The organism is Streptomyces sp. NBC_00224, from assembly GCF_041435195.1.
GTDB lineage: Bacteria > Actinomycetota > Actinomycetes > Streptomycetales > Streptomycetaceae > Streptomyces.
Genome location: NZ_CP108106.1, coordinates 1,307,784 through 1,332,234, shown reverse-complemented (window position 1 = coordinate 1,332,234; position 24,451 = coordinate 1,307,784). Strand labels below are relative to the sequence as shown.

The 24,451-nt window shown below is 72.7% G+C and carries 25 protein-coding genes; 14 read left to right on the top strand and 11 right to left on the bottom strand.

Going from position 1 to position 24,451, the window contains the following annotated elements:
- Positions 1-12 precede the first annotated feature (12 nt).
- Positions 13-2,100 carry a xanthine dehydrogenase family protein molybdopterin-binding subunit gene (locus OG965_RS05870; RefSeq protein ID WP_371649833.1) on the top strand — a complete coding sequence of 696 codons (2,088 nt, stop codon included), beginning with the start codon at positions 13-15 and terminating at the stop codon, positions 2,098-2,100.
- Positions 2,101-2,103: 3 nt separating this feature from the next.
- On the opposite strand, the gene OG965_RS05865 is transcribed toward OG965_RS05870, so the two are convergent.
- From OG965_RS05865 to OG965_RS05855, 3 genes are read right to left on the bottom strand one after another with little or no spacing between them, the layout of a single operon-like run.
- Positions 2,104-2,301, bottom strand: coding sequence for a CDGSH iron-sulfur domain-containing protein (locus tag OG965_RS05865; protein WP_101386583.1), 198 nt, complete (start codon positions 2,299-2,301; stop codon positions 2,104-2,106).
- Positions 2,282-2,935 carry a HemK2/MTQ2 family protein methyltransferase gene (locus tag OG965_RS05860; protein WP_371649830.1) on the bottom strand — a complete coding sequence of 218 codons (654 nt, stop codon included), beginning with the start codon at positions 2,933-2,935 and terminating at the stop codon, positions 2,282-2,284. The genes OG965_RS05865 and OG965_RS05860 overlap by 20 nt, the downstream gene beginning before the upstream one ends.
- Before the next feature lie 48 nt (positions 2,936-2,983).
- On the bottom strand, positions 2,984-4,036 hold the full coding sequence (locus tag OG965_RS05855; protein WP_371649828.1) for an iron-containing redox enzyme family protein: 1,053 nt from the start codon (positions 4,034-4,036) through the stop codon (positions 2,984-2,986).
- 157 nt (positions 4,037-4,193) lie between these two features.
- On the opposite strand from OG965_RS05855, the gene OG965_RS05850 reads away from it, so the two are divergent.
- Together OG965_RS05850 and OG965_RS05845 are read left to right on the top strand one after the other, a co-directional pair.
- On the top strand, positions 4,194-4,703 hold the full coding sequence (locus tag OG965_RS05850) for a DUF6328 family protein (protein ID WP_371656852.1): 510 nt from the start codon (positions 4,194-4,196) through the stop codon (positions 4,701-4,703).
- A gap of 189 nt (positions 4,704-4,892) precedes the next feature.
- On the top strand, positions 4,893-5,795 hold the full coding sequence (locus OG965_RS05845) for a SigB/SigF/SigG family RNA polymerase sigma factor (protein WP_371649826.1): 903 nt from the start codon (positions 4,893-4,895) through the stop codon (positions 5,793-5,795).
- A 10-nt stretch (positions 5,796-5,805) separates the two neighbouring features.
- Here OG965_RS05845 and OG965_RS05840 read toward each other — a convergent pair whose 3' ends face one another.
- On the bottom strand, positions 5,806-6,282 hold the full coding sequence (locus OG965_RS05840) for an ATP-binding protein (protein WP_371649824.1): 477 nt from the start codon (positions 6,280-6,282) through the stop codon (positions 5,806-5,808).
- Positions 6,283-6,293: 11 nt separating this feature from the next.
- Positions 6,294-6,695 (bottom strand): STAS domain-containing protein, encoded by a 402-nt coding sequence (locus OG965_RS05835; RefSeq protein WP_371649822.1) that lies wholly within the window; start codon positions 6,693-6,695, stop codon positions 6,294-6,296.
- A 272-nt stretch (positions 6,696-6,967) separates the two neighbouring features.
- On the opposite strand from OG965_RS05835, the gene OG965_RS05830 reads away from it, so the two are divergent.
- Positions 6,968-7,246 (top strand): hypothetical protein, encoded by a 279-nt coding sequence (locus tag OG965_RS05830; protein ID WP_371649820.1) that lies wholly within the window; start codon positions 6,968-6,970, stop codon positions 7,244-7,246.
- A 171-nt stretch (positions 7,247-7,417) separates the two neighbouring features.
- Positions 7,418-9,499, top strand: a complete 2,082-nt coding sequence (locus OG965_RS05825) for a SpoIIE family protein phosphatase (RefSeq protein ID WP_371649818.1) — start codon at positions 7,418-7,420, stop codon at positions 9,497-9,499.
- A gap of 6 nt (positions 9,500-9,505) precedes the next feature.
- On the opposite strand, the gene OG965_RS05820 is transcribed toward OG965_RS05825, so the two are convergent.
- Together OG965_RS05820 and OG965_RS05815 are read right to left on the bottom strand one after the other, a co-directional pair.
- Entirely contained in the window at positions 9,506-11,176 is a 1,671-nt protein-coding gene (locus OG965_RS05820; protein ID WP_371649816.1) for a sigma-70 family RNA polymerase sigma factor, read from the bottom strand.
- Positions 11,177-11,319: 143 nt separating this feature from the next.
- Positions 11,320-12,186, bottom strand: a complete 867-nt coding sequence (locus OG965_RS05815; protein ID WP_371649814.1) for an ArsR family transcriptional regulator — start codon at positions 12,184-12,186, stop codon at positions 11,320-11,322.
- 85 nt (positions 12,187-12,271) lie between these two features.
- Between OG965_RS05815 and OG965_RS05810 the strand changes: the two genes are divergently transcribed.
- Together OG965_RS05810 and OG965_RS05805 are read left to right on the top strand one after the other, a co-directional pair.
- Positions 12,272-13,576 carry an MFS transporter gene (locus OG965_RS05810; protein WP_371649812.1) on the top strand — a complete coding sequence of 435 codons (1,305 nt, stop codon included), beginning with the start codon at positions 12,272-12,274 and terminating at the stop codon, positions 13,574-13,576.
- The gene (locus OG965_RS05805; protein WP_371649810.1) at positions 13,573-13,812 is read left to right on the top strand and encodes a hypothetical protein; all 240 of its coding nucleotides are present in this window, start codon (positions 13,573-13,575) and stop codon (positions 13,810-13,812) included. The genes OG965_RS05810 and OG965_RS05805 overlap by 4 nt, the downstream gene beginning before the upstream one ends.
- Before the next feature lie 109 nt (positions 13,813-13,921).
- On the opposite strand, the gene OG965_RS05800 is transcribed toward OG965_RS05805, so the two are convergent.
- Entirely contained in the window at positions 13,922-14,566 is a 645-nt protein-coding gene (locus OG965_RS05800) for a BlaI/MecI/CopY family transcriptional regulator (RefSeq protein WP_371649808.1), read from the bottom strand.
- 359 nt (positions 14,567-14,925) lie between these two features.
- On the opposite strand from OG965_RS05800, the gene OG965_RS05795 reads away from it, so the two are divergent.
- Together OG965_RS05795 and OG965_RS05790 are read left to right on the top strand one after the other, a co-directional pair.
- The gene (locus tag OG965_RS05795; RefSeq protein WP_371649806.1) at positions 14,926-15,093 is read left to right on the top strand and encodes a hypothetical protein; all 168 of its coding nucleotides are present in this window, start codon (positions 14,926-14,928) and stop codon (positions 15,091-15,093) included.
- A 313-nt stretch (positions 15,094-15,406) separates the two neighbouring features.
- Complete coding sequence (locus tag OG965_RS05790) at positions 15,407-15,772, top strand: ATP-binding protein (protein ID WP_371649804.1); 366 nt, start codon at positions 15,407-15,409, stop codon at positions 15,770-15,772.
- Positions 15,773-15,834: 62 nt separating this feature from the next.
- On the opposite strand, the gene OG965_RS05785 is transcribed toward OG965_RS05790, so the two are convergent.
- Complete coding sequence (locus tag OG965_RS05785) at positions 15,835-16,695, bottom strand: SigB/SigF/SigG family RNA polymerase sigma factor (protein WP_371649802.1); 861 nt, start codon at positions 16,693-16,695, stop codon at positions 15,835-15,837.
- Between the two features lie 147 nt (positions 16,696-16,842).
- On the opposite strand from OG965_RS05785, the gene OG965_RS05780 reads away from it, so the two are divergent.
- The 3 genes from OG965_RS05780 to OG965_RS05770 all read left to right on the top strand — a co-directional run bounded on the left by OG965_RS05780 (position 16,843) and on the right by OG965_RS05770 (position 19,913).
- Entirely contained in the window at positions 16,843-18,162 is a 1,320-nt protein-coding gene (locus OG965_RS05780) for a tetratricopeptide repeat protein (protein ID WP_371649800.1), read from the top strand.
- Between the two features lie 177 nt (positions 18,163-18,339).
- Positions 18,340-19,602 carry a sigma-70 family RNA polymerase sigma factor gene (locus tag OG965_RS05775; protein WP_371649798.1) on the top strand — a complete coding sequence of 421 codons (1,263 nt, stop codon included), beginning with the start codon at positions 18,340-18,342 and terminating at the stop codon, positions 19,600-19,602.
- 44 nt (positions 19,603-19,646) lie between these two features.
- Positions 19,647-19,913, top strand: coding sequence for a hypothetical protein (locus tag OG965_RS05770; RefSeq protein WP_371649796.1), 267 nt, complete (start codon positions 19,647-19,649; stop codon positions 19,911-19,913).
- An 18-nt stretch (positions 19,914-19,931) separates the two neighbouring features.
- On the opposite strand, the gene OG965_RS05765 is transcribed toward OG965_RS05770, so the two are convergent.
- Positions 19,932-21,137: a cation:proton antiporter gene (locus tag OG965_RS05765; protein ID WP_371649794.1), complete on the bottom strand. Its 1,206-nt coding sequence runs from the start codon at positions 21,135-21,137 to the stop codon at positions 19,932-19,934.
- A 60-nt stretch (positions 21,138-21,197) separates the two neighbouring features.
- Positions 21,198-22,034, bottom strand: a complete 837-nt coding sequence (locus OG965_RS05760; protein WP_371649792.1) for an NAD(P)H-binding protein — start codon at positions 22,032-22,034, stop codon at positions 21,198-21,200.
- Between the two features lie 129 nt (positions 22,035-22,163).
- On the opposite strand from OG965_RS05760, the gene OG965_RS05755 reads away from it, so the two are divergent.
- A complete protein-coding gene (locus tag OG965_RS05755) occupies positions 22,164-22,370 on the top strand; it encodes a DUF1918 domain-containing protein (protein ID WP_371649790.1) in 207 nt (68 codons plus the stop codon).
- Positions 22,371-22,553: 183 nt separating this feature from the next.
- On the top strand, positions 22,554-24,443 hold the full coding sequence (locus OG965_RS05750) for a protein kinase (RefSeq protein ID WP_371649788.1): 1,890 nt from the start codon (positions 22,554-22,556) through the stop codon (positions 24,441-24,443).
- Positions 24,444-24,451 lie beyond the last annotated feature (8 nt).

The following is a 24,451-nucleotide window of genomic DNA, read 5'->3' as shown; positions in this document are numbered from 1 at the left end:
AGGTGAACCGCCGTGGGACCGTCCCCGAGCGCCCTGGGCGCGCCCGTCGAGCGCCGGGAAGGCCGCGCGAAGGTGACCGGCGCCGCCAAGTACGCCACGGAGTACGCGCCGCCCGGCCGGGTCCACGCCTGGCCCGTGCCCGCCACCGTCGCGCGCGGCAAGGTCGTCTCCTTCGACGTCTCGGCCGCACTCGCACTGCCGGGCGTGCTGGCCGTCCTCACCCCGGAGTCCGCGGCCCGTCTCGCCGACGCGGGCGATCCGACGCTGGCCGTGCTCCAGGACTCCCAGGTGCCGCACCACGGCTGGCCGGTCGCCCTGGCCGTCGCCGAGACCCTGGAGACGGCACGGGCCGCCGCCGGAGCCGTACGGGTGCGCTACGCGACCGAGCCGCACGATGTGACCCTGACCCGGGACCACCCGCAGGCCTACAGCCCCGAGGAGGTCAACGGGGGCCACCCCGGGGAGCGTCGGCAGGGCGATCCTGAGGGCGCGTTCGCCGACGCGGCGGTCAGGGTGGACGTGTCGTACGCGGTGCCGCCGCTGCACAACCACCCCATGGAGCCGCACGGGGCGACCGCGCTCTGGCAGGACGACGTGCTCACCGTGTTCGACTCCAGTCAGGGCGGCGACACCGTGCGCGCCGTCCTGGCGAAGCTCTTCACCCTGCCCGAGGAACGGGTGAGCGTCGTCTGCGAGCACGTCGGCGGCGGCTTCGGCTCCAAAGGCACACCCCGCCCCCATGTCGTCCTCGCCGCACTGGCCGCCCGGCACACCGGACGACCGGTCCAACTCACCCTGTCCAGGCGTGAGTTGACAGAGCTGGTCGGTCATCGCGCCCCGACCCTGCACCGCGTCCGGCTCGGCGCCCGGCCCGACGGCACGCTCACCTCGCTGATCCACGAGGCCACCACGCACACCTCGCGGGTCAAGGAGTTCGTCGAGCAGGCGGCGGTGCCCGCCCGCGTGATGTACGCCGGCGGGAGCAGCCGCACGAGCCACCGGGTGGTGGCCCTCGACGTCCCCACCCCGTCCTGGATGCGCGCCCCCGGCGAGACACCCGGTATGTACGCCCTGGAGTCCGCCGTCGACGAACTCGCCTGCGCCCTCGGTATGGACCCCATCGACCTACGGGTGTGCAACGAACCCCCGGCCGAGCCGGACAGCGGACGCCCCTTCAGCAGCCGGCACCTCGTCGAGTGCCTGCGCGACGGCGCGGCGCGCTTCGGCTGGGCCGAGCGCGACCCCCGGTCGGGTGTACGGCGCTCGGGACCGTGGCTGACCGGCACCGGGGTCGCGGCTGCCACCTATCCGGTGCTTCTCTCGCCCAGCCGCGCGACGGTCACCGCCCACCCCGACGGGCTGTACGTCGTACGGCTCAACGCCACCGACATCGGCACCGGCGCCCGTACCGTACTCACCCAGATCGCGGCGGAGGCGCTCGGCGTCGGGGTGGAGTCGGTCCGTACGGAGATCGGCGTCACCGGGCTGCCCAGGGCCCCGCTCGCGGGCGGGTCCGCCGGCACGGCGTCCTGGGGCTGGGCCGTGCACGAGGCGTGCAGGTCCCTGGCCGGTCAACTGGCCGATCGGTCCGGTCCGTTGCCACCCGGGGGACTGACGGCGTCCGCCGACACCGAAGGCACGGCGAACGCGGAATCCCCCTACGCGCGGCACGCGTTCGGCGCCCACTTCGCCGAAGTCGCCGTCGATACGGACACCGGCGAGGTACGGGTGCGGCGACTGCTCGGGGTGTACGCGGCGGGGCGGATCCTCAACGCGCGCACCGCCCGCTCCCAGTTCATCGGCGGCATGGTCATGGGCCTAGGCATGGCGCTCACCGAGGGCGGCAGCGTGGACCCCGCCTCCGGCGCCTTCATCGGCAGCGATCTCGCGGGCTACCACGTGCCCAGCCACGCCGACGTGCCCGCGATCGAAGCGCACTGGATCGACGAGAAGGACCCCCACCTCAACCCGATGGGCAGCAAGGGCATCGGGGAGATCGGGATCGTGGGGACGGCCGCCGCGATCGGCAACGCGGTCCACCACGCCACCGGTGTCCGCTTCCGGGAACTGCCGCTCACCCCGGACCGGGTACACGTCTGACACTCAGACGCGGCGGCGGTGGCTGGTGTCGCACCACGGGTAGGTTCGGCTGCGACGGCAGGTGCACAGCGCGACCACACAGCGGTCGGAGACCGCGCTGGTGCCGTCCTCCAGGACGACTTCCACCGGCCCCTCGACGAGGACGGGCCCCTCGCGCCGGACTCGGATGCGGCGCGGCTTGTCAGACGGGTCGTTCGGCACGGATGACCACCAGTTCTTCCGTCGTCTCGTCGTCCTCGATCAGACCCTGCGCGTCCAGCCACGCCCGCCGGGCCCGCAGGACCGGGCCGAAGGGGATGAACCGCCGCGCGGCCACCGCCGCCTTCAGCCCCGCGCCGCGCAGCTCCCGCAGGCTCGCTTCCGGGCCGCTGAGCGCGGAGTGGACCAGCAGGAGCACACCGCCGGGGCGCAGCAGGCGGGGTGCCTCGCGGCAGATGCGGCGCACGAGCAGCCGCCCGTCGTGTCCGGCGTCCCAGGCCCGCTCCGGGCCGTGCCGGGGAGCGGTGGCGGTGCGCGCGGGAACGTAGGGCGGATTGCTCAGGATGAGGTCGTACGCGCGCCCCGCGACCGGCGCCAGCAGGTTTCCGTGGACCACGTGCACCGGCAGACCGGCGAGCCGCGCGTTGAGGCGTGCGGTGAGAACGGCACGCCAGGAGATGTCCACGGCGGTCACCCTGGCTCCGCGCCGGGCGGCGGCGAGGGCCAGCGCGCCGGTGCCGGTGCCCACATCGAGGATGTGGGCACCCGGCGGCACCGGCTCGTCACGCAGGGCTTCGGCCAGCAGCGCGGTGTCGGCCTGCGGGGCGTAGACGCCGGGTGGGGCCAGAAGAGTCATGTACGCCGAGTGCCCGGCGATACGGGAAAGATCCTCCCAAATGCGTGTTTATCGGTCGGAGGCCGATTCCGGACCGGCGGAGAGCGTGGCCGGGGCGGTTTCTCCGCCGTCGAGGGGTGCCCGCAGTGAGGTGCGCCCCGCCCGCCAGTGCCCCAGCAGATCCTCGCCGAAGCGGTCCTCCAGGAACATGGTGGCGTCGATGCCGAACACGACATCGGGCGCCAGCTGCGGCTCCCGCTCCAGGAGGCCGCCGATCACCTCGTGCCGCACCACCTGCTCGTGCACCGCGTCGGCCTCCACGTGCTCGGTGTAGAAGAGCTCGGCGGCGGGGCCCGCGCCCGCGCGCTTCATCGCGAGCGCCATGCGCCGGGAACCGGGCGACGAGATGACCTCAAGAGTGGCGAAGTGGCCGACGAGCGCGCCCCGCAGACTCCGGTGCAGCCCGAGCAGCGACATGAGGTTCACCGTGGCGAGCATGCGCGCCGATCCGGAGTCGAGGTAGCGGCCGTACGCCGGGTCGAGGCCGAGGTCGGTCATGAGGTCCGCGAAGAGCCGGGCGTGCACGCGCTCGGCGCGCCCGCCGCCGTACTCGTCGAACTCCACCGCCGCCATCCCCGCCTTGGCCCGGCCCCACAGCCGGGGGAGCACCCAGGCGTGCGGGTCGGCTTCCTTGAGGTGGTAGAGCGAGCGCTGGGCGGCGTACTCGCGCAGCTGCCACAGGCGGCCCTCCTCCTGGAGGTGGTGCGAGACACCGGTGCCGTGGACGGGCTCGACGAGCAGTTCGCCCAGGGCGTCGTCCACGTCGTGCGCGCGTGCCGCGTCGCGCCGCAGCGCGTCGAGGAACCGGGCCTCCAGCAGAGCGCGCGCGGTGAGCAGCGCGGGATCCCATTCCATGGCGTCATCCACCCCGGCGAAGCCCCGGTAGTGGGGCTCGTAGCAGACGTACAGCGCGAGCTGGAGGTCGTCGCCGTAGGGGTCGGCGTCGGCGGCTGCCCGCGCGTCCGGCAGGGGGGTGCCCTCGCCGCGCAGGTGGGCGATGACCGTCGCGGAGACCTCACCGCGGCCGTCCGGCAGGGCAGGGCCTCGTTGATCGATGGTCATGGCCTGCGTGTACCCGCTGTACGCCGACGCACCCGCTGTCCCTCCCGGGGGTGCCCGTCGGATTGCGATCCGGCAGAGCGGGTACCGATGCGTGACCCCTAGTGCACCGCGGGAGCGGATGGCCGTGCCGGGGCACGGAGAGTGGCTGGAGGCCGTGATGGACAGCGACGACAGGAAGCGGCGTACCGACGACGTCGGGCGCGACGAAACCGCCGAGGGGCGTGCGGACCGCAAGTGGGGAGATCTCATCCAGGAGGTCAGGGTGGCCCAGACGGGTGTGCAGATCCTCTTCGGGTTCCTCCTGACCGTGGCCTTCACGCCGCTCTTCCACCAACTCGGCGACACCGACAAGGCGATCTACGTCTGTACGGTCGTGCTCGGATCGGCGACCACCGGAGCCCTGGTGGCGCCGGTCTCCTTCCACCGGATCCTGTCCGGCCGCCACATCAAACCCACGGCCGTCGCGTGGGCCTCCCGGTTCACCGTCGTCGGGCTCGTGCTGCTGTTCGCCACGATGACCTCGTCACTCGTCCTGGTGCTGCGGGTGGCGTCGCACGGCGGGTACTGGCCGTGGCTGGTCGGTGCGGTGGTGGCCTGGTACCTGGTGTGCTGGTTCGTGCTGCCGCTGTGGGTGCGCCACTGGCACACGGAGGGTGAGGCGGACTGATTGCAGCAGATACAGGCCGTGCCCCGACGACCGGGCCGGGCGGTGCCTCCCGTGCGGGCGCGGCCGCAGCGCGCCCTCCGCGCCGCATCAAACCATGGCAAAACGGGCATCAGCATGTCAGGACGCTCGGACGACGGACCCGCCGCCAATGGGGGCGGCGCAGGCCCACGCCCCGTCGAAGGAGCCCCCATGCCCACCGCCCGACAAGACACCATCCGCACGGAACCGCCGCCCGTGGCACCGGCGGCCACGGTCCGTAGCCGCGCGCTGGACGGCATACCCGAGGTGGCCCGGCCCCAGGCTCTGAGCACCGACGACGCGCGGTCCCTCTCGGAGACCATGTTCCGGCGCCTGGCCGAGCTCGACGAGGGCACGCCCGAGCACGCGTACGTACGGAACACACTGGTCGAGCTCAACCTCAGCCTGGTCAGGTTCGCGGCGCGGCGGTTCCGCGACCGCGCCGAGCCGATGGAGGACATCGTCCAGGTCGGCACGATCGGACTGATCAAGGCGATCAACCGCTTCGACGTGGAGCGGGGAGTGGAGTTCTCCTCCTTCGCGCTGCCCACGATCACCGGTGAGATGAAGCGGTTCTTCCGCGACACCAGCTGGGCGGTCCAGGTACCCCGCAGGCTCCAGGAGCTGCGTCTGCGGCTGGCCGGGGCCCTGGAGGTACTCGGCCAGGAGCTGGGCCGCCCGCCGACGACGGCGGAGCTGGCCGTCCACCTCGGGGTGACCGAGGCCGAGGTCGTCGAGGGCGAGCAGGCGGCCAACGGGTACATGGCGCGTTCGCTCGACATCCCGGACGACGACACCGGGGCCGCCGCCGGCCTCATGCGAAGGCTCGGCGAGGAGGAGGGCGCGTTCGACGTCGTCGACTCGCTGGAATCCCTCAAACCGCTCATCGCGGGCCTCACGGACCGCGAGCGCACGCTGCTCTCCCTGCGCTTCGGCGAGGAGCTCACACAGGCCGAGATCGGCGCCAGGGTGGGACTCTCGCAGATGCACGTCTCACGCCTGCTGGCCCAGATCCTGGAGCGGCTGCGCGAGGGGCTGCTCGAAGACGGCCCGGAGGCGGTCACCGCGGAATAGCCGAAGCCCGTCAGAGGCTCTCGGGTGAGCGGCGGTACCCGGGCGAGTGCGTGTGCTCCGCCCGCGACGGCAGTACGACCTCCATCCACACCACCTTGCCCCTCCCCAGCGGCATCGAGCCCCAGCTCCCGGCGAGCCGGTCGAGCACCATCAGGCCGTGGCCGCCGGGCAGCGAGGGGGCCCGGGGGCGGCGTACGGGGGCGACGGGACTGCCGTCGGCGACCTCCACCCGGAGGTGGCCGTCCTCGTGGCGCAGCACCAGCTCGCGGGGGCCGCCCGCGTACAGACAGGCGTTGGTGACGACCTCGGAGACGAGCAGGAGCACATCGTCCACGCGCGCGCGGTCGTCCTCCCGCACGGCCGTGGTCCACCCCCAGTCGGCCAGCGCGTGCGCGGTGAAGTCCCGGCAGCGGGTCACCACGCCCTTCGTGCCGAAGAGCTCAAGGCGGCGGATCTGGCTCCGCCCGGCCCCGCTCGTCTCACCCATCGCCTTCTCCGCTAATCCGGCGGGCGGCCCGCGAGCGCCTGGTCCAGGTCGGCGTGGATACGGAACACCGAGTCCGCACCGGTGATCGCGAACATCCGGGCGACGGGCGGCTGGAGCGCCACGAGCTCGATGCCGGCACCCGTGGCCTGCGCGGCCGCCGCCCGGGCCCGCAGCAGCACGTTCAGCCCGGTCGAGTCGCAGAACCACAGGCCGGCGCAGTCGACCACGATCCGTGCCGGGGCGGCCGCGATCTGCTCCGCCAGGGCGGCATGCAACGGCTCCACCGTGTCGTGGTCCAGCTCACCGGTGAGCGAGAGCACCGCGGCCCCGCCGATCTGCCGTACCCCGACCGCGAACCGTCTGCCTCCGGCGGTGCCCCCGCCGAGCGTGTCGTCGCTCGTGTCCGATGCCATGGGTTCACCCGCCTCCTTCGCCACTGCCCGATGCTCCGCACCGGGCGCCTGTAGGAAGAGTGCCCAATGATCGGCGATCTAGTGCGTGGGCGGGGCCGTGGGCCCGGCCCACCCATCCTGCCCGGCCCGGCAGGCTTCCGCGATCGGTGTGGCCGGGCCGGGTGCGTGCCCCGGCCGGCGCCCCGTATCGGGGCCTCCCCGGTTTGAGCTGCTGATACGGGGTGACCCGGCAGACAGCGTGAGAACCCGGAGAACGAGAGAGAGGGGCACCGATGGGCATCACCGACAGCGCGGCCAGGCTCGCGGCCGAGGCGGACCTGAAGGGACGCACGACGCACGCCACCCACCGGACGACCGAGGCGGTGGCCGGGGTCCAGACGGCGGTGGGCCAGGCGGCCCGCACGGTCCGGGACCACACCCCCGCGCCCGTACGCCGGGCGACGGCCGTGGCAGCGGTGGCCGGGCGCGCCCACCCCCGGCAGCTCGTGCTGGCCGCGGCGGCCGTGGCGGCGGCATTTCTCGTCCTGCGGGGCCGACGCGACAAGAAGTGACGGAGCCCGCCGCCAAGCCGCTCCGCACGCCGTTCGGCCGAACGAGGACCTCGCCCGGTCGCACGCGCGGGCGTCCGGGCGCAGCATGGAAGGCGGAAAGTCGTGCCGATCGGCCTGGGCCTGGCCAGCGGGCGTGTCCCGCACAGGGGCGTACGGGTGAGGAGGCCGGTGATGGCTGGTGCGCAGTCCTTCCCGGCCCGTTCGGGGGCGAGGGATCCGTCGCTGGTGGCCGGTGGCCTGCTGGACGTGCTCGGGGTGGCCGCGGTCGTCCTCGACGCCGAGGGCCGCATCCGGCTGTGGAGTCCGCAGGCCAAACGGGTGTACGGGTACACCGCCGCGGAGGCCCTCGGGCAGTACGCCGCGAAGCTGCTGGTGGACGAGGAGCACCGTGAGGTGGTGCTGGGTCTTTTCGCCCAGGTGATGTCCGGTGAGGGCACCTGGGCGGGGGTGTTCCCCGTCCGGCACAAGGACGGCAGCACGCTCCTCGTGGAGTTCCGCAACGTACGCCTCGAAGCCGACAACGGCCGTATGTTCGCGCTCGGCCTGGCCTCCGAGCAGGCCACGCTGCGGCGGGTGGAGCGCGATCTGGCCCTCTCGCTGCGGCTCGTGGACCAGTCGCCCATCGGCCTGGCGGTCCTCAACACCGAACTGCGGTACGTCCTGGTGAACCCCGCGCTCGAACGCATCAACGGCGTTCCGGCCGACGAGCACCTGGGGCGCCGGATCGTCGACGTACTGCCGTTCCTGGACGGGGCCACCGTCGAGACGAGGATGCGCGAGGTGATGGCGAGCGGACGCCCGGTGCTCGACGAGTTCACCACCGGCCGCACCGCCGCCGACCCCGAGCGGGATCACGCCTGGCTGGTGTCGGTGTACCGGCTCGACGACCAGGCGGGCCACGTCCTCGGTATCGCGGTGTCCGTCGTCGATGTGACCGAGCAGCACGAGGCGGCCGTCTCCGCCGCCCAGGCGCGGCGCCGGCTGTCACTGATCGCGGACGCGTCCGTCCGCATCGGCACCACCCTCGACCTGGAGGTGACGGCCCGCGAGCTGGCCGACGTCGCCGTCCCCGAGGTGGCCGACATCGCGGCCGTCGACGTGCTCGACACCGTCCTGGCCGGTCCCCGGCCGGGGGAGGCGGACGGCGGCGCCGTGCGGTTCCGCGCGCTGGCGCTCAACGCGGCCTACCCCACCCCCGCCACCAGAGCCGCCGACCCGGTCGGCGACGTCGCCCTGTACGGCCCCACCCGGCTGGTGACCCAGTGCGCCCGCACGGGACGCCCCGTCCTCGTCCCGCGGGTGCGCCCCCAGGACCTGCCGCGCATCGCCCGCAATGAGGAGGCCGTCCACCTCCTCGCCGCCGCCGGAGTCCACTCCTACCTCGCCGTCCCCCTCATCGCCCGCGGCCAGGTCCTCGGCGCGCTCGACCTCAAACGCGCCCGCAACCCCGCCCCCTTCAGCAAGGACGACGTCCTGCTCGCCACCGAACTCGCCGCCCGCGCGGCGGTGTCCATCGACAACGCCCGCTGGTACCAGCGCCAGCGCGAGACGGCTCTGATGCTGCAGCGCCACCTCCTGCCCCAACGCCCGGTCGCCCCCGCCGGGTTGGACATCGCCTACCGCTACCAGCCGGCCGCCGCCGACGACGAGACGGGCGGCGACTGGTTCGACGTCATCGCCCTCAGCGGCGACCGTACGGCCCTCGTCGTCGGCGATGTGATGGGCAGCGGCATCAACGCCGCCGCCACCATGGGCCAACTGCGCGCCACGGCCCGCGCGCTGGCCCGTCTCGACCTGGACCCCGCCACCGTACTGACCCATCTGGACGCCGCCACCGCCGATCTGGGCGATGCGACGGCGACGTGTGTGTACGCGCTGTACGACCCTCACACTCACCTGTGCCACATCGCCGTCGCCGGTCACCCGCCCCCGGTGCACCTGCGGCCCGGCCGCCCGCCCCGGCTCCTGGACCTGCCCACCGGAGCGCCGCTGGGCGTGGGCGGCGTACCGTTCTCGACCACCGCCGTCACCCTCGACCCGGGGGACGACCTCGTCCTGTACACCGACGGCCTGATCGAGACCCGCGACCAGGACATCGACACCCGCCTGGCGACCCTCACCGATCTGCTGACCGGCCCCAGCCGCCCGCTGGAGGACGCCTGCGACTTCCTCCTCGCCGCCCTGCGCCGCCCGGACACCCACGACGACGTCGCCCTGCTCATCGCCCGGGCCCACGCCCTCACGGCCACCTGACCGGGCTCACATCCGCGTGCCGAAGTCCTGGGTCCACCAGGGGCCCCCGGAGCCGTTGTGGATCCCGACCCCCAGCTCCTTGAAGGCGCAGTTGAGGATGTTCGCGCGGTGCCCGGGGCTGTTCATCCAGGAGTTCATGACGTCGGCCGGGGTCTGCTGGCCGCGGGCGATGTTCTCGCCGTAGGTGGACCACTGGTAGCCGGCGGCGTGGATGCGCTCGCCCGGGCCCGCCCCGCTCGGGTCGGTGTGGTCGAAGAAGTTCTGTGCCGCCATGTTGTCGGAGTGGCGCTGTGCGGCCGTGGCGAGCCGGGAGTTGTCGGTCACGGGTCCGCAGCCGTTCTTGGCCCGCTCGGTGTTGACCAGCGCGATCACCTGCTGGGCGGTCGACCCCTGCTTGGTGAGGGAGTTCGGCGCGCCGGGGGAGTGCGGGGCGGGAGTCCGCGCGGCGGCGCTGTGGGGTGCGGGGCTGTGCGCGGTCGGCTTCGGTGAGGCGGCCGAGCGGCTCGGTGACGGCGATGAACTCGGCTTCGGGGACGGCGAGTTGGATGCTCGGGTGGGCGTCGGCCCGGCGGCGGCGGCGCCGTCGGGGCTCGCCGCCGTGACGGTGGCGTCGGCCGGGGCGTCCGCGACGGTGTGGCCGGGCCCGGACGGATCCGACGACATGTGGATGACCACGGCCAGGCCGCCTATCGCGGTGGCGCCCGCCAGCACCGCGGCGGCACGGCGGCGCCGCCTGGCACGGTCCCGGTCGCGGCGGAGCTCGCCCCGGGTCGCCGCCTCGGCGTGTGCGCCTTTGCCACGGGGTGCCTGGCGGTGGCGGCCCGGCGCCGACGGCGGTCGTAGGGGCTCTGCCGGGTCGGCCACCCCGTACGCCATGGGCGCGGTACCCCGGTGTGCGGCCAGGGCCGCGAACAGACCGGCCGCCGAAGCCACCGGCACCAGGGCGAGCCCCGCCAGCAGGCCTTCGGGCGGTACGAGTCCGCTGCCCAGGCCGGAGCAGACCGGGCACACGCGGGTGTGCCGGGTGATGCGCTTGCGCCACAGCGCGGAGGGCACACCGTCCCAGAGCGAGAGCAGGCCGGTGAGTTCGTGGCAGCGCGGGGCGACCGCGAGGGTCCGCACCACCTGGCGCGACGCGTCGAGCCGCTCCTTCATGCGCTGCACGCGTACGGCCGTGTGCTGCGGGGACAGTTCCAGCGAGGCGGCCACCTCGGCGCGGGTCAGGCACCCCGCCGTCTCCAGCCACCACAGCGAGAGCAGCCCCCGGTCCTCGGGCTCCAGCCAGCGGGTGGCCTCGGCGGCCTCCCTGCGCTGCCCGGAGAGCCCGAGCCGCAGGATCGTCAGGTCGACGAAGTCGGCGCCGGGGTCGGGCAGGTCGCACGTCTCCTGGATGCCGGTGCCGTCCGGCCGGGTGCGGGCGCGCTGCCAGTACTGGCGCAGCTGGTTCATGGTGATGGCCACCACCCACGACCGGAAGCTGCCGGGATCCCGCAGCCCCGCCAGGCCGTCGAGCATCCGCAGCACGCTCTCCTGGACCACGTCGTCGACATCGGCGTGACCGTTCAGCGCCCGCCCGACGATGTTGTACACCAGCGGCAGGCAGGCCGCGACGAGCTCGTCCTGGGCCTGCTGATCACCGGCTCGCGCCGCCTCGACCGTCGCTGTCCCGTACTCCATGTTCACGCCTCGTCCACTCTCCCCGGGCCCCGGTGGTCTCCGGGCTCCAACCGACTGCTTCTCCACCGTGGGAGATCGACGGGGGACCGGCGGATAACGAAAAACGCGGAGGGGATTTTTTTCGCGCTCCCGGTCACGCCGCGTCACGCCGTCCGTCGCCCGAGCAGTGCGAGGCCCATGCCGCTGGCCGTGTAGTGGACTTCGCGCCGGTAGCGGTGGCTGGTGACCAGACCGGCGTCGCGCAGCACGGCGAGGTGCTGGGACACCGCGCCTAGGCTGAGGCCCGTCCGCGCGGCCAGCTGTGTGGTGGTGGCCGGTGAGCTCGTATCGGCGAGCACCTGGGCGCGGCTGCGGCCGAGCAGGCGGGCCAGGCCCTCCTCGGCGGTCCCGCGCCGCTCCCACAGGGTGCCGACGGCGCGCGCGGGGTAGAGGACGCAAGGCGGTGTCGGGCCCCGGCCTGGCAGGAGGCGGCAGCGGGTGGCGAACGCGGTGGGGACAAGGGTGATCCCGCCCCCGCCGAGCCCCGACTCGCCCGGCGGCAGATCCACCGACACCAACCGGTCCCGCGTCCATCGCAGGGTGGGATGGAGGTGGGCGAACACCTCCTGGATGCCGTCCTCGGCCAGTTGGCGGGTGCGGTGCACGACGTCCGCCTCCAGGACGGCACGGATGCGCGGCCAGTACGGCTGTACGGCGGCCCGCCACCAGGCGAGCACCGCGTCGTTCACCTCGGAAGGCGCCCCGGAGACCGCGAGTTCCTCCTCGATCTCGGCGAGCGGACAGCGTGGGGGAGGAGTCTCGAAACGGGCGAGTTCCGTACGCAGCGGCTCAAGTTTCCGGGCCAGTCGGGGGTCCTGGCGCAGGACCAACGCCTTCTTGATCCACGGCAGATGCACGGCGTGCCGCCCTGGGTCCTCCGAGGCCCGCAGGCTCGCCACCGTCTCCCACAACGGTGATATCGCGAACCTCAGGTTGACCAGATCGTCCACCCCGAACCGCACCGCTCCCATGACCGCGCCCCCGATCGCCCCATGACGTTTTCGGCCAGACTAAAACAATGGCCGGGCCGCCCCGCCGATGGTGGAGTGCGCGATCATGACGCTCTCCTGCTCCACGGACACCACCCCGGCGCGGCCCGGCGCTCTGCTGCGCGACCGCGACTTCCGCAGACTCTGGGCCGCCGACACCGTCAGCCAGGCCGGTACGGCCGTCACCGTGCTCGCCCTTCCTCTCATCGCCATCGGTGCCCTCGACGCGACCCCCTTCCAGGCCGGTCTGCTCGTGACGTTCGAGTACCTCGGCTTCCTGCTCCTGGGGCTGCCCGCCGGGGCGTGGGTGGACCGGGCGCGCCGCCGCCGCGTCATGGTCGCCGGTGACCTGGGCCGCGCCGCACTCCTCGCCTCGGTTCCCGTCGCGAGCGCGCTGGATGTGCTGAGGCTGCCCCAGCTGTACGCGGTGGCCTTCGGCATGTCCGTGTGCACCGTGTTCTTCGACGTGGCCGCCCAGAGCCACCTTCCCCAACTCCTCGACGGCAGCCGGTTGATGGAGGCCAACGTCAAGCTGGAGGCCAGTCGCACCCTCACCCAGGCCGCCGGCCCCGGCGCGGGAGGCGCGCTCGTCGGCGCGCTCACCGCGCCCTTCGCCGTCGCGGTGGACGCCGTCAGCTACCTCGCCTCCGCGCTCCTCCTCACCCGCGTCCGCCGCCCGGATGCGGCCCCGCCCGCGTCGACGAAGGCGCCGGACCTGCGGGCCGAGATCACCGAAGGCCTGCGCTTCCTCTTCGCCCACCGCACCCTCCGGGCGCTCACACTCACCTCGGCGATCTCCAACCTGTGCGGCACGGTCGGCGCGTCCATGCTCCTCGTCCTGCTCGCCGGTGACCTCGGCCTCTCGCCGTTCCTGTGCGGTCTGGTGTTCACCGCGGAGGCGGCCGGGGGTTTCCTCGGCAGTCTGCTCACCACGAGGATCGCCGCCCGCCTCGGCCAGGGACCGGCGATGTGTCTGTCCGTGCTGGCCAGTGGGGTGCTCTGGCTGCTCGCGCTGCCTTTCTACCAGTCCGACTGGCGCTTCGCGCTCGCCGTCGCGCTCCAGGGCCTCGGCTGGACGGCCTTCATGACCTTCAAGATCACCTCGGTGGCGCTGCGCCAGCAGCTCTGCCCGCCACCGCTCCTGGGCCGGATGACGGCGACGTTCCGTTTCGTGGTGTGGGGCTCCATGCCGGTCGGCGCGCTCCTGGGCGGCGCCCTGGGCGAGCACTTCGGCGCCCGCGCGGCACTGTGGGTGGGAGCGCTGGGCGAACTGCTCGCCGTGGTGCCCGTCCTCCTCGCGACCGTGCGGGGCGCGCGTGCGGCCCGGACGCGCTGGACGCCTACGAGCTCACCGCCTCCGAGGACGCGGTGACCGTCGGCGCCCGGATCCCCGACACCGAGTACCGCAACGAGTCGCTCGCCAAGCTGTGGCAGTTCCCGGCGGCCTCACCCACCGGTGAGGGTGTGCGCGGGGAGCGGATGTCGTGCAACCGGGGCGAGCAGTTGTCGGCCGCCGCGGCGAGCGGCCGCCAGGTGGTGTGGCTCGACGCGACCACCGGCATCAGCGATGTGGTGACGCGCACCCGGCCCGCCGGCCGCTGCGCCTGACCAGGGAGCACGGGGCTCGGCGGACAGGTGCTGTCCGCCGGGCTCCGTGCGGCTGATGCCGTACGGCGAGAAAGTCATCGACCCGATCCAACCCGGCGGATGAGAGGTGTCAGGCCTTCGCGGGAACGGTGTCCGCGGTGGGCGTCACGGCCGACGTCTTGTCCGTGCGGGCGGTGTAGAAGACGGAGCCCTGCTTGCGCTCCCGCTCCAGTTCGCCCTTGGCGACGAGTGCTTCGAGGGTGTTGCGGACGACCTGGGGGCTGGTCGTGCGGTCGGGGTGGGCGGTCGTCAGTTCGGTGAGGATGTCGGAGACCGTACGCGGCTCCTGGTGTCCGGCGAAGAGGCCGAGGACGACTTCGCGCAGGGTGGGTCCGGAGGTCTCCGCCTTGCCCCGGGAAGCGGTCTTCGCCGGAGCCGTGTTCTTGCGCGGGGCCTGCGCGGGCTTGGCCGCCGCGGCCTTGACCTCGGGCTTCTTCGTCCGGGGGGTGGGTACCTTCGCCGGTGCGGCGTCCTTCGCGGGAACAGACCTGGCGGGGGCGGCCTTCGTGGGGGTGGCCTTCGCCGGGGCGCCGGCGAGGGTGTGGTGCATGGTCTGCAGCAGGCCGTGGTCCCGCTCCAGGTCTTCGAGTTGGCCCTTGAGTGTGTCGAGTTCGGCGCGGATACGTGACTGGTCCTGCTGGTTGGCATCCAGATCCGCGGTGACCCGCGCCGCGTACTGGTCCTTGAGTGTGGTGGTGTCCGGCTCGTCCGCCATGGGAGTTCGCTTTCCTCGTGCTGGATGATGCCGCCGGATGCCGGCCCTGCTGCGGGCACAGCACAGGCGAGTACGCAAAAAGATACACACCCAACCCAAATAAACGCAGCCCGTCTGAATCGCCTGCACACTAAAGAGTTGATGAGAGAAACGGTGAATCTCTCGATCATGCGGGGACCGTTGGTTATTGAACACGTCCTACGACCGGCGTGGTAGGTGGACCAGGTTGCCTGCCGCGAGAGTTGACCCCGGATGAAACCGCCGCCTGATGCCCCGTCAGTAGCGCCCTCCAAGTGTGCGGTTGCTGGAATTCGCACGGGAAGACGGATGCGGAAACGAACGCGAAATCGGGAGACGGTATGGGTGCTGTCGACGGGCGTCGGGTGTCGGTCGCTCTGCGTGCGGCGGCACTGATGGTGGGCCCGGACACCGGCGGCACGATCGAGTTCATGGTGGCCCGGAACAACGGCGGCAAGGACGTGTGGCTGACCGACGGCTGCCGGGTGGTCGTCCCGACCAAGAACTGACCGGGCCGTACAGGCGCCGGTGCGTATGTTGCCACGTGGGCTGTGACCGGCATCACGAGCATGGTCCCGTCGCACCGGGGCACCCGAACTCCAGGCCCCGTCGCGTCCCCCGTCGCGACGGGGCCGCCCCCGTCCCCGTACCCTGTGCGGTCCGGCCCGGCGGCGGGCGAGGCAGCTCTTTCGTGAAAGCGAGGGGGATTGGCTCATGGGAACCCTGGGCAAGTGCGCAAGGGGTGAGTGCGGGCGGTTCCGCATGCAGGACGGGGGCACTGAGGTGAGTGAGGAAACGGCTCCTACATGGAGGACCGGACTGGTGCCGGTCGACGCCGCGGAGGCGCGCAGGCGCGTGAAGACGCTGCTGGGCGCCGCGCTGGGCAGAGCGCCGCTGTCGACACGGGACCCGGTGGTCGCGGACGCGCTGCTCGTGACGTCGGAGCTGGTGACGAACGCGCTGCGGCACGCGGGCGGTGTCACCGCGTTCGAGGCGATGGCGGACCGCGTCGGGCTGCGGCTGGTGGTCGAGGACGCGAGCACGGGGCTGCCGTCGACGAAGGAGCCGAGCGGCGACTTCACTCCCGGCGGCTACGGATGGCCGATGATCTGCCGCCTGGCGACCAGCGTCACCGTCAGCCTGCTGCCCGCCGGAGGCAAACGCATCCAGGTCTTCCTGCCGCTGTGATCCGGGCCGCGCACCGCGAGGCGGTGCGCGGCCCGGAGGGCGAAACAGGTGAAACAGCCGCGTCACTCCGTGGCGACACCCATGCCGGTACGGAGCTTGGTGAGGATGCGGCGCAGGATGCGGGAGACCTGCATCTGGGAGACGCCGAGCGTCTCACCGATCTCCGCCTGGGTGCGCTCCTCCACGAACCGCAGGTGCACGACGAAACGCTCGCGCTCGGTCAGGGTGTCCATCGCGGGCGCGAGGGCCTGGAAGTCCTCGACCAGCTCCATGGCCGGGTCCTCACAGCCGATGATGTCGGCGAGGGCCGCCTCGCCCTCCTCCTCGTTGCCGGACAGGGCGGCGTCGAGGGACGAGGAGTGGTAGCCGTTGGCGGCCAGCTGGGCCTCCAGGACCTCCTCCTCGCTGATGTCCATCAGCTCGGCCAGCTCCTTCACGGTGGGCGAGCGGTCCAGACGGCTCTCCAGCTCGGCACGGGCCTTGCCCAGCTCCGTCCGGCGCTCCTGCAGACGGCGCGGGACGTGCACGGCCCAGGTGGTGTCGCGGAAGAAGCGCTTCATCTCGCCGACGACGTAGGGCACGGCGAACGTGGCGAACTGCGTCTCGCGCGACAGCTCGAACCGGTCGATGGCCTTGATCAGTCCGATCATGCCCACCTGGACGACGTCCTCGATCTCGTCCGCGTACTGGCGAAAGCGCCGCGCGGCGAAGCGCACGAGCGACATGTTCATCTCGATGAGGGTGTTGCGCGCGTACTGATGGCCGGGCGTCCCCTCCTCCAGTACCGCGAGCTGCTCGAAGAAGAGCCGTGACAACTCCCTGGCGTCACGTGGTGCGAGCTTGTCGGGGCACTCGACCAAAGGCAGCTCGGGTGCCACCTGGCTCCGCTGACCCACCATGGTGCCGACCTCGACCGTCGTCATGATCCCTCCCTGGACCGACCTGTACAGCTTCCAACGTGTTCCGGTGCCAGGAGCGTGTACCCGGGGAGTCACCTCGCACACGGGCCCATTCGTGAACAGGCCGAAATGATTTGAGCGCGGCACCCGCCGTCGGAGAGGATCGCGGGCATGTTCTCGCGCAGGCACCGCCGTCCGAAGTCCGCCGAACTCCTCAAGGCGTGGGAGTGCCTGGACGCGGGTGACATACCCGGCGCCGTGCGGCTGCTCCGGACCGCCGGGGAGGACCTGCCACTGGGCGAGGTGGCGCTCGTGGCCGGGCGCGCCGCCAAGGCGGCCGGCTTCGACGACCTCGACCGGGCCGCCGCGGCGGTGGCGGCCCGCCCCGGCGACGACCGGGCCCTGTACGACTTCGGGTACGCGTGCATCGAGCGCGGCCTGTCCTTCCTCGCCGTACCCGCCCTGCGCGAGGTGCTGACCCGCAACCCGGGCGCGCTCCAGGTGATGCGCGAGCTGGTGGCCGCGTACGAGAGCGAGAACCGGCACGGCGAGGCGGTCGAGCTGCTGGCGCGGCACGAGAGCGGCTTCGAGGAGTGGCCCGACCGCTACCTGCTGGTCTTCAACGCCATCATGGCGGGCGAACTGGCCCTGGCGAAGCGCCAGTACGCGCTGCTGCCCGAACCGGAGGACCCGATGTGGCTGCCCGCGCACCAGCGCCAGCGCCACATGCTGGAGCGCGCCGCGAGCGCCGGTCCCGTGAGCGCCCTCGACCGCACCGATCTGCGCGGCTGGCAGTTCGTCACGGGCGGTACGGTGCTGGGCGCGCTCTCCCCGTTCGGCTTCGGCGCCGGGATGAACGGCCGGTACGCCTGGCTGCAGGACTCGCACGGCGAGTGCCTCCAGGGGTTGCTGCGGCTGAAGGCGCTCCTGGACGCCGCCGGGGTGCGGCCGTGCTCGGTGTCCCTGCTGCCCGACCGGGGCAGCCGGATCCTCGGCCTGGCCGCCGCCGAGCTCCTGGGGCTCCCGGCCGAGCCGTTCGCGCCGGGGCGCGAGGACACCGTGGTGATCGCGTACGACCTGAACGAGCTGGCGGCGGTCGACGAGGGCCCCGAGATCCTCGGGCAGCTCCACGGGCGGGTCCCCGGGCAGGTGCTCCACGAGCACGCGAGCAGCTGGACCGACCCGCCCGTCATCACTGCCGACAGCGTCGCGCTGCTGCACCAGGCGGTGGTCGCGCCCTGGGACGGGCAGCTGCGCGCGGGTGAGGGCGGCGAGGTGGAGCGGGCCGGGGCGGACGAGCGCCCGGACGCGCTGATCGCCGCCGAGATCGTCGGCGCCGACCCGTCCCCGGACGAGGGCGACGGCGAGACGCCCGCGGACCCGGACGAGCGCTTCACCGAGTTCGTCACGGCCGTACGGGGCTCGTGGCTCCGGGGCGAGCGCACCGGGCTGAAGTCGACCGGCCCGGTGCCCAGTTCCAAGTTCGCCTGACGCCCGACGCGGTGTCGCCCGGGGTCGAACCCGACCGCCGCCCAGAGCGCGAAGCCACCGGCCCCGGGGGCCGGGCGTTCGTATCCCGGCCGGGTTGTCCGCGTCTTCGGGCGGACAACTGCCGTACGTGCTGTGCCTGCACCAGAGTGGTGCACCCAGCGAGCACGAGGAGAGCGGATGGCAAGCCGGGGCGGCCGGCCGTGGGGGCCGTTACGGGGCACGACCCCGCAGGAGAACCAGGCCGCGACCCTTCTGCGGAGCTGGCTGGACGAGGCGGATGTCACCGTTGGAGGTCTGCACAGCGCCCTGCGGCGCGGGGACGTCCTGAGCGGGCCGGTGCCGTGCCGCACGACGGTGGCGGAACGACTGGCGGGCCACCGCCTCACCGGCGAGTTCATCGACGCGGTGGCCGAGGTCTGCTTCGACGCCGTCGAGAGGCCCGACCGGATCAAGCAGGCGCGCGAGCTCCTCACCTCTCCCGTACGCCCGCCCGAGGCCTTCGCCGGAATCCCGTCGGCCGCCGGTGGATCCGTATCGCTGCCTCCCTCGCCCGAGGAGGTCGCTCAACTACGGCTGAACGTCGTGGAGATGCGCAGACGGATGCGGGCGGCGCTGGAGGACAATGCCGCGCTGACGTCCGAGCGCGACGAACTGCGGCGGCGCTGCGCCATCCTGGCGCGCGCCCTCTCGGCGTCGCAGTCGACCGTACGGGGCCTGACGGAGCAGTTGGAGAAGCGGGCCGGTTCCGCTGAGCCCGGTGACGAGGACTCCGAGGGGCCCGAGCCGCCTGCGGACGGTCCGGGCAGGGGGCCGGGTGGGTCGGGTCGTGGTGGTCCCGCCCCGCGAGCAGGTTCCGGGCCCGCGCGGGAAGTCCACGGCGAGCGCGGCGTGGCCGTGACTCTGGTCGCCGACGCTCGGGCCTCCGGTCCCGGCCTGCCGGTCGGGGCGGTAGGGCTGCCGCCCGCCTTCGAGGCGTTCTTCGCCATGAACGTCTCGCGCTACGCCGCCTACGCCCGCCTGCACCTGCGCAAGGACATGGTCGACACCGCCGTCCTGGCGACCTTCGACGCCATTCTCCAGGACTGGCTGCGCTTCCTGCAGCAGCCCCAACCCGCCGCCTGGGCCTGGCAGATCCTCCGCCGCAGCGTCGCGGAGCAGGCCCGCCGTGTGTCACCCCAGCAGGTGCTGGGCCAGGCGATGCGGGACGCGAGGGCGTCGCTGGGCGGGATGCCGAGCGAGCTCGGCCTCTACGACGCCATCGCGGAGCTCCCTGAGCGCCAGTTCGACGTGATCGTGCTGCGCTACGTCCTGGGTTATTCGACCGATCAGGTCGCCCACCTCATGGGCCTGGGGCCCGCCACCGTCCGCAGCCACCAGAACGCGGCCCGACGACGCCTGGCCGCGAGGCTCGGAGTGCGAGCCGATGAGGCGGAGTGGTGAGGCGCGCCGGATGCACATGGCAACGTTCGAAGAAGGAGAACTCGTTGAGCGACCAGAACGATGACAACGTCCCCGGCCCGCCCCCGGAGCCTGCGCCTCTGACCGCCCCGGTCATCAGCATCACGGTCCACGGCGGCTCGCGGGTGCGCGTCGACGCGGCGATCACGAAGGCGGACGGCGGCAGTCGCGCGACCGCGCCCCCGCCGATCCCCAACCCGCCCTTCTGGCACCGCACTTCGGTGCTCTGGAGCGCCGTGGCCGCGCTCGCGGCCGTCGCCGCCGTGGTCCTGGGCTGGGCCGCGAGCAGATGAGCGGGGTGGCCGGAAGGCTCACCAGGACTCCGACACCTCGGCCCGGTGCCGCTCCCCGGCTCCCGCCGCCCGGATGCGCAGGGCGACGAGCGGCAGGATCAGTACGGACAGGATGGCCGCGCCGACGAGCGCCGCGCCTTCGCTGGTGCCGAGCGTGCCGTCGTCGATGCCGATGGTGGTGATGGCGACGACGAGGGGCAGACAGGTCGCGCAGTACAGGCCGAGTGCCGTGCGGTCGCGGCGTTGGAGGTCCTTCGGCGCGAGGAGGAGGGCGGGGGCGCCGCGTACGAGCAGGAAGAGGAGGAGGAAGACGGGGACCAGGGCGAGTGGACGCCCGCCGTGCAGGAGTGCGGAGAGGTCGAACTCGATGCCGGTGACGATGAAGAAGATCGGTACGAGGAAGCCGAAGCCCATCGCCTCGACCTTGCCCAGGACGTCGCCGCTGTGGTCGGGCGCGGCGCCGACCAGGATGAGCCGCGTGAGCAGACCGGCGGCGAACGCGCCGAGCAGGGAGTCCAGGCCGAAGGCGGCCGAGAGCCCGAGCATGCAGGCGAGCAGCAGCATGACGAAGCGGACGGCGAACTGACCGCTGCTGTGCAGGGTCCTGGCGATGATCCGGGAGAACCAGGGCGGCCGCGGCCGCAGGGCCCAGACGACGGCCGCGGCGGTGACGGCGGCGAACGCGAGCAGCACGACACCCGCCCGCCCGGGACCGCGTCCGCTGAGCAGTACGGCCATGGCGATGATCGGGCCGAACTCGCCGACCGCGCCGAACGCCATCACCACGGTGCCGAAGCGCCCGCGCAGGTTGCCGGAGTCGCGCAGGATCGGCAGCACGGCCCCGAGGGCGGTGCTGGTGAGCGCGGTGCCGATGACGAAGCTCTTGTCGGCGGCGCCGCCGGTCAGCGCGAACGCGATGCCGAGGGCCAGGGCGAGCGTGACCAGCCAGGCCCGGACCGACCGGCGCAGGGTGTCCCCGCGCACGGCGCCGAAGTCGATCTCGTACCCCGCCAGGAAGATCAGCATGGACAGCCCGAGGTGTGACAGCACGTCGATGAGCTGGTCCTTCTCGGCCCAGTCCAGGACGTCCGGGCCGATGAGGACGCCGAGCAGGATCTCGAAGACGGCGACCGGTACGGGAGCCCAGCGGCCGACGGCGTACGCGAGCAGGGGTGCGAGGACCGCGATGGCCATGATCAGGATGAGCGTCCCGGTGTGCGGCATGGCTCGTATCTAGCATAAATATGGACAGGATCCATCAAAGGGGACCTGTCTGCGTCGCGGTCAGGCGAACGTGGCCGCGTGGTCGGCCGCCCACCGTGCGAACGGCAGTGGCGGCCGCCCGAGAATCCGCCGCGCGGTCCCGGTCGCCGGAGAACCGCCCCGGGTGGCGGCGACGATGAACTGCACGATGGAGGCGGCGGCCGCGGGCGACCCGAACCGCTCGAACTCCTGCCGTGCCCGCGCCTCGGTGAGTTCCTCGATCCGGATGGACCGTCCGGCGGCCTCGCCGATCAGCTCGACCTGGCGGCGCTGCGACATCAGCTCGCCGCCCGTCAGGAGGTCGCTGACCCCGTCCTGCGGGCGGCCGGTCAGTGCGGTGACCGCGGCGGCGGCGACATCGCGCTCGTGGATCGGCGCCATGGCCGCCTCGGGGTGCAACATCCGCACCACGCCCTCCGCGCGGATCGAGTACGACCAGGTCAGCGCGTTGTTCGCGAGGACGAGCGGCCGGATCGGAGTCCACCGCAGACCGGAGGCGGCGAGCACCGCCTCCATCGCCCGGTGCTCCTCCGCGATCGCGTTGCCCCGCGCGTACGGCAGGAGCACGCTCCCGGAGGAGAGGACCACCACGTGCTCGACGCCTGCCGCGCGGGCGGCGGCGGCGAAGCCGGCCATGCCCGCCGCGGTGGCGTACACGAACACCTTGCGGACGCCGTCCAGCGCGGCCGGGAGTGTCGTCGGCTCGGTGAGATCGGCGGCGACCACCGGGACGCCGGCGGGCAGGTCCGCCGTCTTCGGGTCGCGTGCCGACGCCCGGACCGGCTCGCCCAGGGCGAGCAGCTGGTCGAGCACCTGCCGTCCGACGCTTCCGCGAGCCCCGATCACCAGCGTGGTCATGTACGTCCTCCTCGGTCGCCGTGCCTTCCGGGTTCCCTCCCGCATGGTCAACGACGTCAGAACGGGCTTGTCGCGCCAGACGGTCATAAAATGCTGTTACCGACCAGTCCGCTTCCGAGGGAGGCCTCGATGCGAGCGACCAAGGGTGACCACCTGGTGCAGCACGGCAGGGTCGTGGGCCAGCACGACAAGACGGGCGAGATCGTCCAGGTGCTGGGGGAGAACGGCACACCGCCCTACCGGGTCCGCTTCTCGGACGGCCATGAGTCGATCATGGCGCCGGGCCCCGACTGCGCGGTTCGACCGTCGGCCGAACCGAGGAAGGAGCAGTGGTAGGCGAGCTTTCGGCTCTCGTCCTGAAATCGCTGCCGACAAGCCCCACTTGAGGGATCTTCTCGTACGCCAGTTCCCCCTCCCGGGAACCTTTCCGTGCAGGAACATGTCATCCATGGGAAGGTGTCGATCTCCCTGGAGTGACGGGTGGGGCACCAGGGGTGGACGAGTGAAGGGGGCACGCCGGTGGGCGGGGAGCATGGTGTCGATCTGAGTGGCAGTGGGGCGGAGCCGCTCGGGCCGGACGACCCTCGGCAGATCGGCTCGTTCCCGCTTGTCGGAAGGCTCGGTTCCGGCGGAATGGGGCGGGTGTACCTCGGCCTGGCCTCGGGCCGTTACACCGCCGTCAAGCAGGTCCTCCCGGTCCTGGCCGAAGACCAGGACTTCCTGCGGCACTTCGGGCACGAACTCGACAACCTGGGCCGGCTGCCCACCGGTGTCAGCGCGGCGCTCCTCGCCACCGACCGCACCGCGCGGCCGCCGTGGTTCGCCACCGAATACGTACCCGGACTGACCTTGGACGAGGCGGTCGAGCTGCACGGCGGCTCGCTGCCGCGCGAGGCGCTCTGGCGGCTGCTGCGGGACGCCGCGTCCTCCCTGCACGCCGTGCACTCGCGGGAGATCGTCCACCGGGACCTCAAGCCCTCCAACGTGATGCTGACCCTGGACGGCCTCACCCTGATCGACTTCGGGATCGCGCGGGCCGCGGACCAGAGCAGGCTGACCCAGACCGGCATGGTCATCGGGACGCTCGCCTACATGGCACCCGAACAGGCCGCGGGCAGCGTCCGGTTGACGGGCGCCGCCGATGTGTTCTCCCTCGGCTGTCTGCTCGTGTACGCGGCGACGGGACGGCCGCCGTTCGGCGAGGGGGCCGGGCACGCCCAGCTGTACCGCATCGTGCACGAGGAGCCCGACCTCGAAGCGGTGCGCCGCGTCGACGCCGACCTGGCGGACCTCCTCGAAACCTGTCTGGCCAAGAACCCCGCCGCCCGGCCCGCCGCGGCCGGCCTGGCCGACCTCGCCCGCGAGAAGGCGCCGTCCGGCTCCCCGGCGTGGCCGTCGGCCATCGCCGAGCGGCTGTCCGAGCGGGCCGCCTTCGCCGCGAAGGTGCCCGACCTGGCCGAGTTCACCCGCTCGACGGTCAACCTCCGCCCCGCTGCCGGGCCGGAGGTGGGCGTGGTGCGGGACGCGCCCGCCCCCAAGAAGCCGCGCGAACGCCGCACCCGCGTGCTGCTCGCCGTGGTCCCGGCCGTGGTCGTCGTGAGCGGTACGGTCATCGGCGTCAGCCTCATGCCGTACGGATCCGACACGCGCGGCGCGGACCGGCCCTCCACCGGGGCGTCGTCCCCCGCCGCACACTCCGCCGGGCAGTCCGGGGGAGCCTCTTCGGCGCAGCCGAACCGCTCGGGCACGCCGTCGCCGTCCGCCCCCGGTGCCTCGTCGGGCCCGTCGGGCGCGGCCTCCTCGGGACCTTCGGGAGCGTCCGAATCCTCGGGTGCGACCGCCGCACCCCCGGGATCCGGCCCGCGTCCGGGCGGCGCGGCGGGCGGCTCCGATGCGGGTGGCTCGGGCTCGGGCGGCGGCACACCAGCCGGAGGCGGCACCCGTACCAACCGTCCCCCGGCGGATCCGCCTGCCCAGACCGGCGGCTCGACGATCGGCTCGCCTGGCACCTACCGCATCAAGAACGTCTCCAACAGCCAGTGCCTGAGCGCCGGCGGCACCGGCGCCTCGTACGGACCCTGCGAGTCCACCTCGTCGTACGCGTGGACCTTCAAGTACGCCTCCGACGGCACCTTCCAGCTGATCAACCGGGGCAGCGGCTACTGCCTCGTGGGCGGCAGCGACTTCGGCGGGGGCGGCGGTTTCACCGGCTACGCCACCACCTTCCCCTGCGGCCAGACCGCCGGCGGCCAGCACTGGCGGATAGGTACCCGCACGTCGTCCGGCAGCACCATCAAGAACACATCGAGCGGTGAATGCCTCGAAGTGGGCAGCAACGGCGCGATGGTGACCCCGTGCGACTCCACCCAGCACGCCCAGCTGTGGTTCAACGGCGGGTCCGCCTCGTGAGGTTCGGC

Bases quoted from the DNA above. Each gene is read 5' to 3' on its own strand.
- OG965_RS05765 (WP_371649794.1), bottom strand. From the start codon at position 21,137: ATGCCGCACACCGGGACGCTCATCCTGATCATGGCCATCGCGGTCCTC.
- OG965_RS05835 (WP_371649822.1), bottom strand. From the start codon at position 6,695: ATGGCATCGGACACGAGCGACGACACGCTCGGCGGGGGCACCGCCGGA.
- OG965_RS05795 (WP_371649806.1), top strand. From the start codon at position 14,926: ATGGGTGCTGTCGACGGGCGTCGGGTGTCGGTCGCTCTGCGTGCGGCG.
- OG965_RS05800 (WP_371649808.1), bottom strand. From the start codon at position 14,566: ATGGCGGACGAGCCGGACACCACCACACTCAAGGACCAGTACGCGGCG.
- OG965_RS05755 (WP_371649790.1), top strand. From the start codon at position 22,164: ATGCGAGCGACCAAGGGTGACCACCTGGTGCAGCACGGCAGGGTCGTG.
- OG965_RS05855 (WP_371649828.1), bottom strand. From the start codon at position 4,036: ATGACCATCGATCAACGAGGCCCTGCCCTGCCGGACGGCCGCGGTGAG.
- OG965_RS05760 (WP_371649792.1), bottom strand. From the start codon at position 22,034: ATGACCACGCTGGTGATCGGGGCTCGCGGAAGCGTCGGACGGCAGGTG.
- OG965_RS05860 (WP_371649830.1), bottom strand. From the start codon at position 2,935: ATGACTCTTCTGGCCCCACCCGGCGTCTACGCCCCGCAGGCCGACACC.
- OG965_RS05775 (WP_371649798.1), top strand. From the start codon at position 18,340: ATGGCAAGCCGGGGCGGCCGGCCGTGGGGGCCGTTACGGGGCACGACC.
- OG965_RS05810 (WP_371649812.1), top strand. From the start codon at position 12,272: ATGACGCTCTCCTGCTCCACGGACACCACCCCGGCGCGGCCCGGCGCT.
- OG965_RS05785 (WP_371649802.1), bottom strand. From the start codon at position 16,695: ATGACGACGGTCGAGGTCGGCACCATGGTGGGTCAGCGGAGCCAGGTG.
- OG965_RS05840 (WP_371649824.1), bottom strand. From the start codon at position 6,282: ATGGGTGAGACGAGCGGGGCCGGGCGGAGCCAGATCCGCCGCCTTGAG.
- OG965_RS05845 (WP_371649826.1), top strand. From the start codon at position 4,893: ATGCCCACCGCCCGACAAGACACCATCCGCACGGAACCGCCGCCCGTG.
- OG965_RS05820 (WP_371649816.1), bottom strand. From the start codon at position 11,176: ATGGAGTACGGGACAGCGACGGTCGAGGCGGCGCGAGCCGGTGATCAG.
- OG965_RS05825 (WP_371649818.1), top strand. From the start codon at position 7,418: ATGGCTGGTGCGCAGTCCTTCCCGGCCCGTTCGGGGGCGAGGGATCCG.
- OG965_RS05815 (WP_371649814.1), bottom strand. From the start codon at position 12,186: ATGGGAGCGGTGCGGTTCGGGGTGGACGATCTGGTCAACCTGAGGTTC.
- OG965_RS05850 (WP_371656852.1), top strand. From the start codon at position 4,194: ATGGACAGCGACGACAGGAAGCGGCGTACCGACGACGTCGGGCGCGAC.
- OG965_RS05780 (WP_371649800.1), top strand. From the start codon at position 16,843: ATGTTCTCGCGCAGGCACCGCCGTCCGAAGTCCGCCGAACTCCTCAAG.
- OG965_RS05830 (WP_371649820.1), top strand. From the start codon at position 6,968: ATGGGCATCACCGACAGCGCGGCCAGGCTCGCGGCCGAGGCGGACCTG.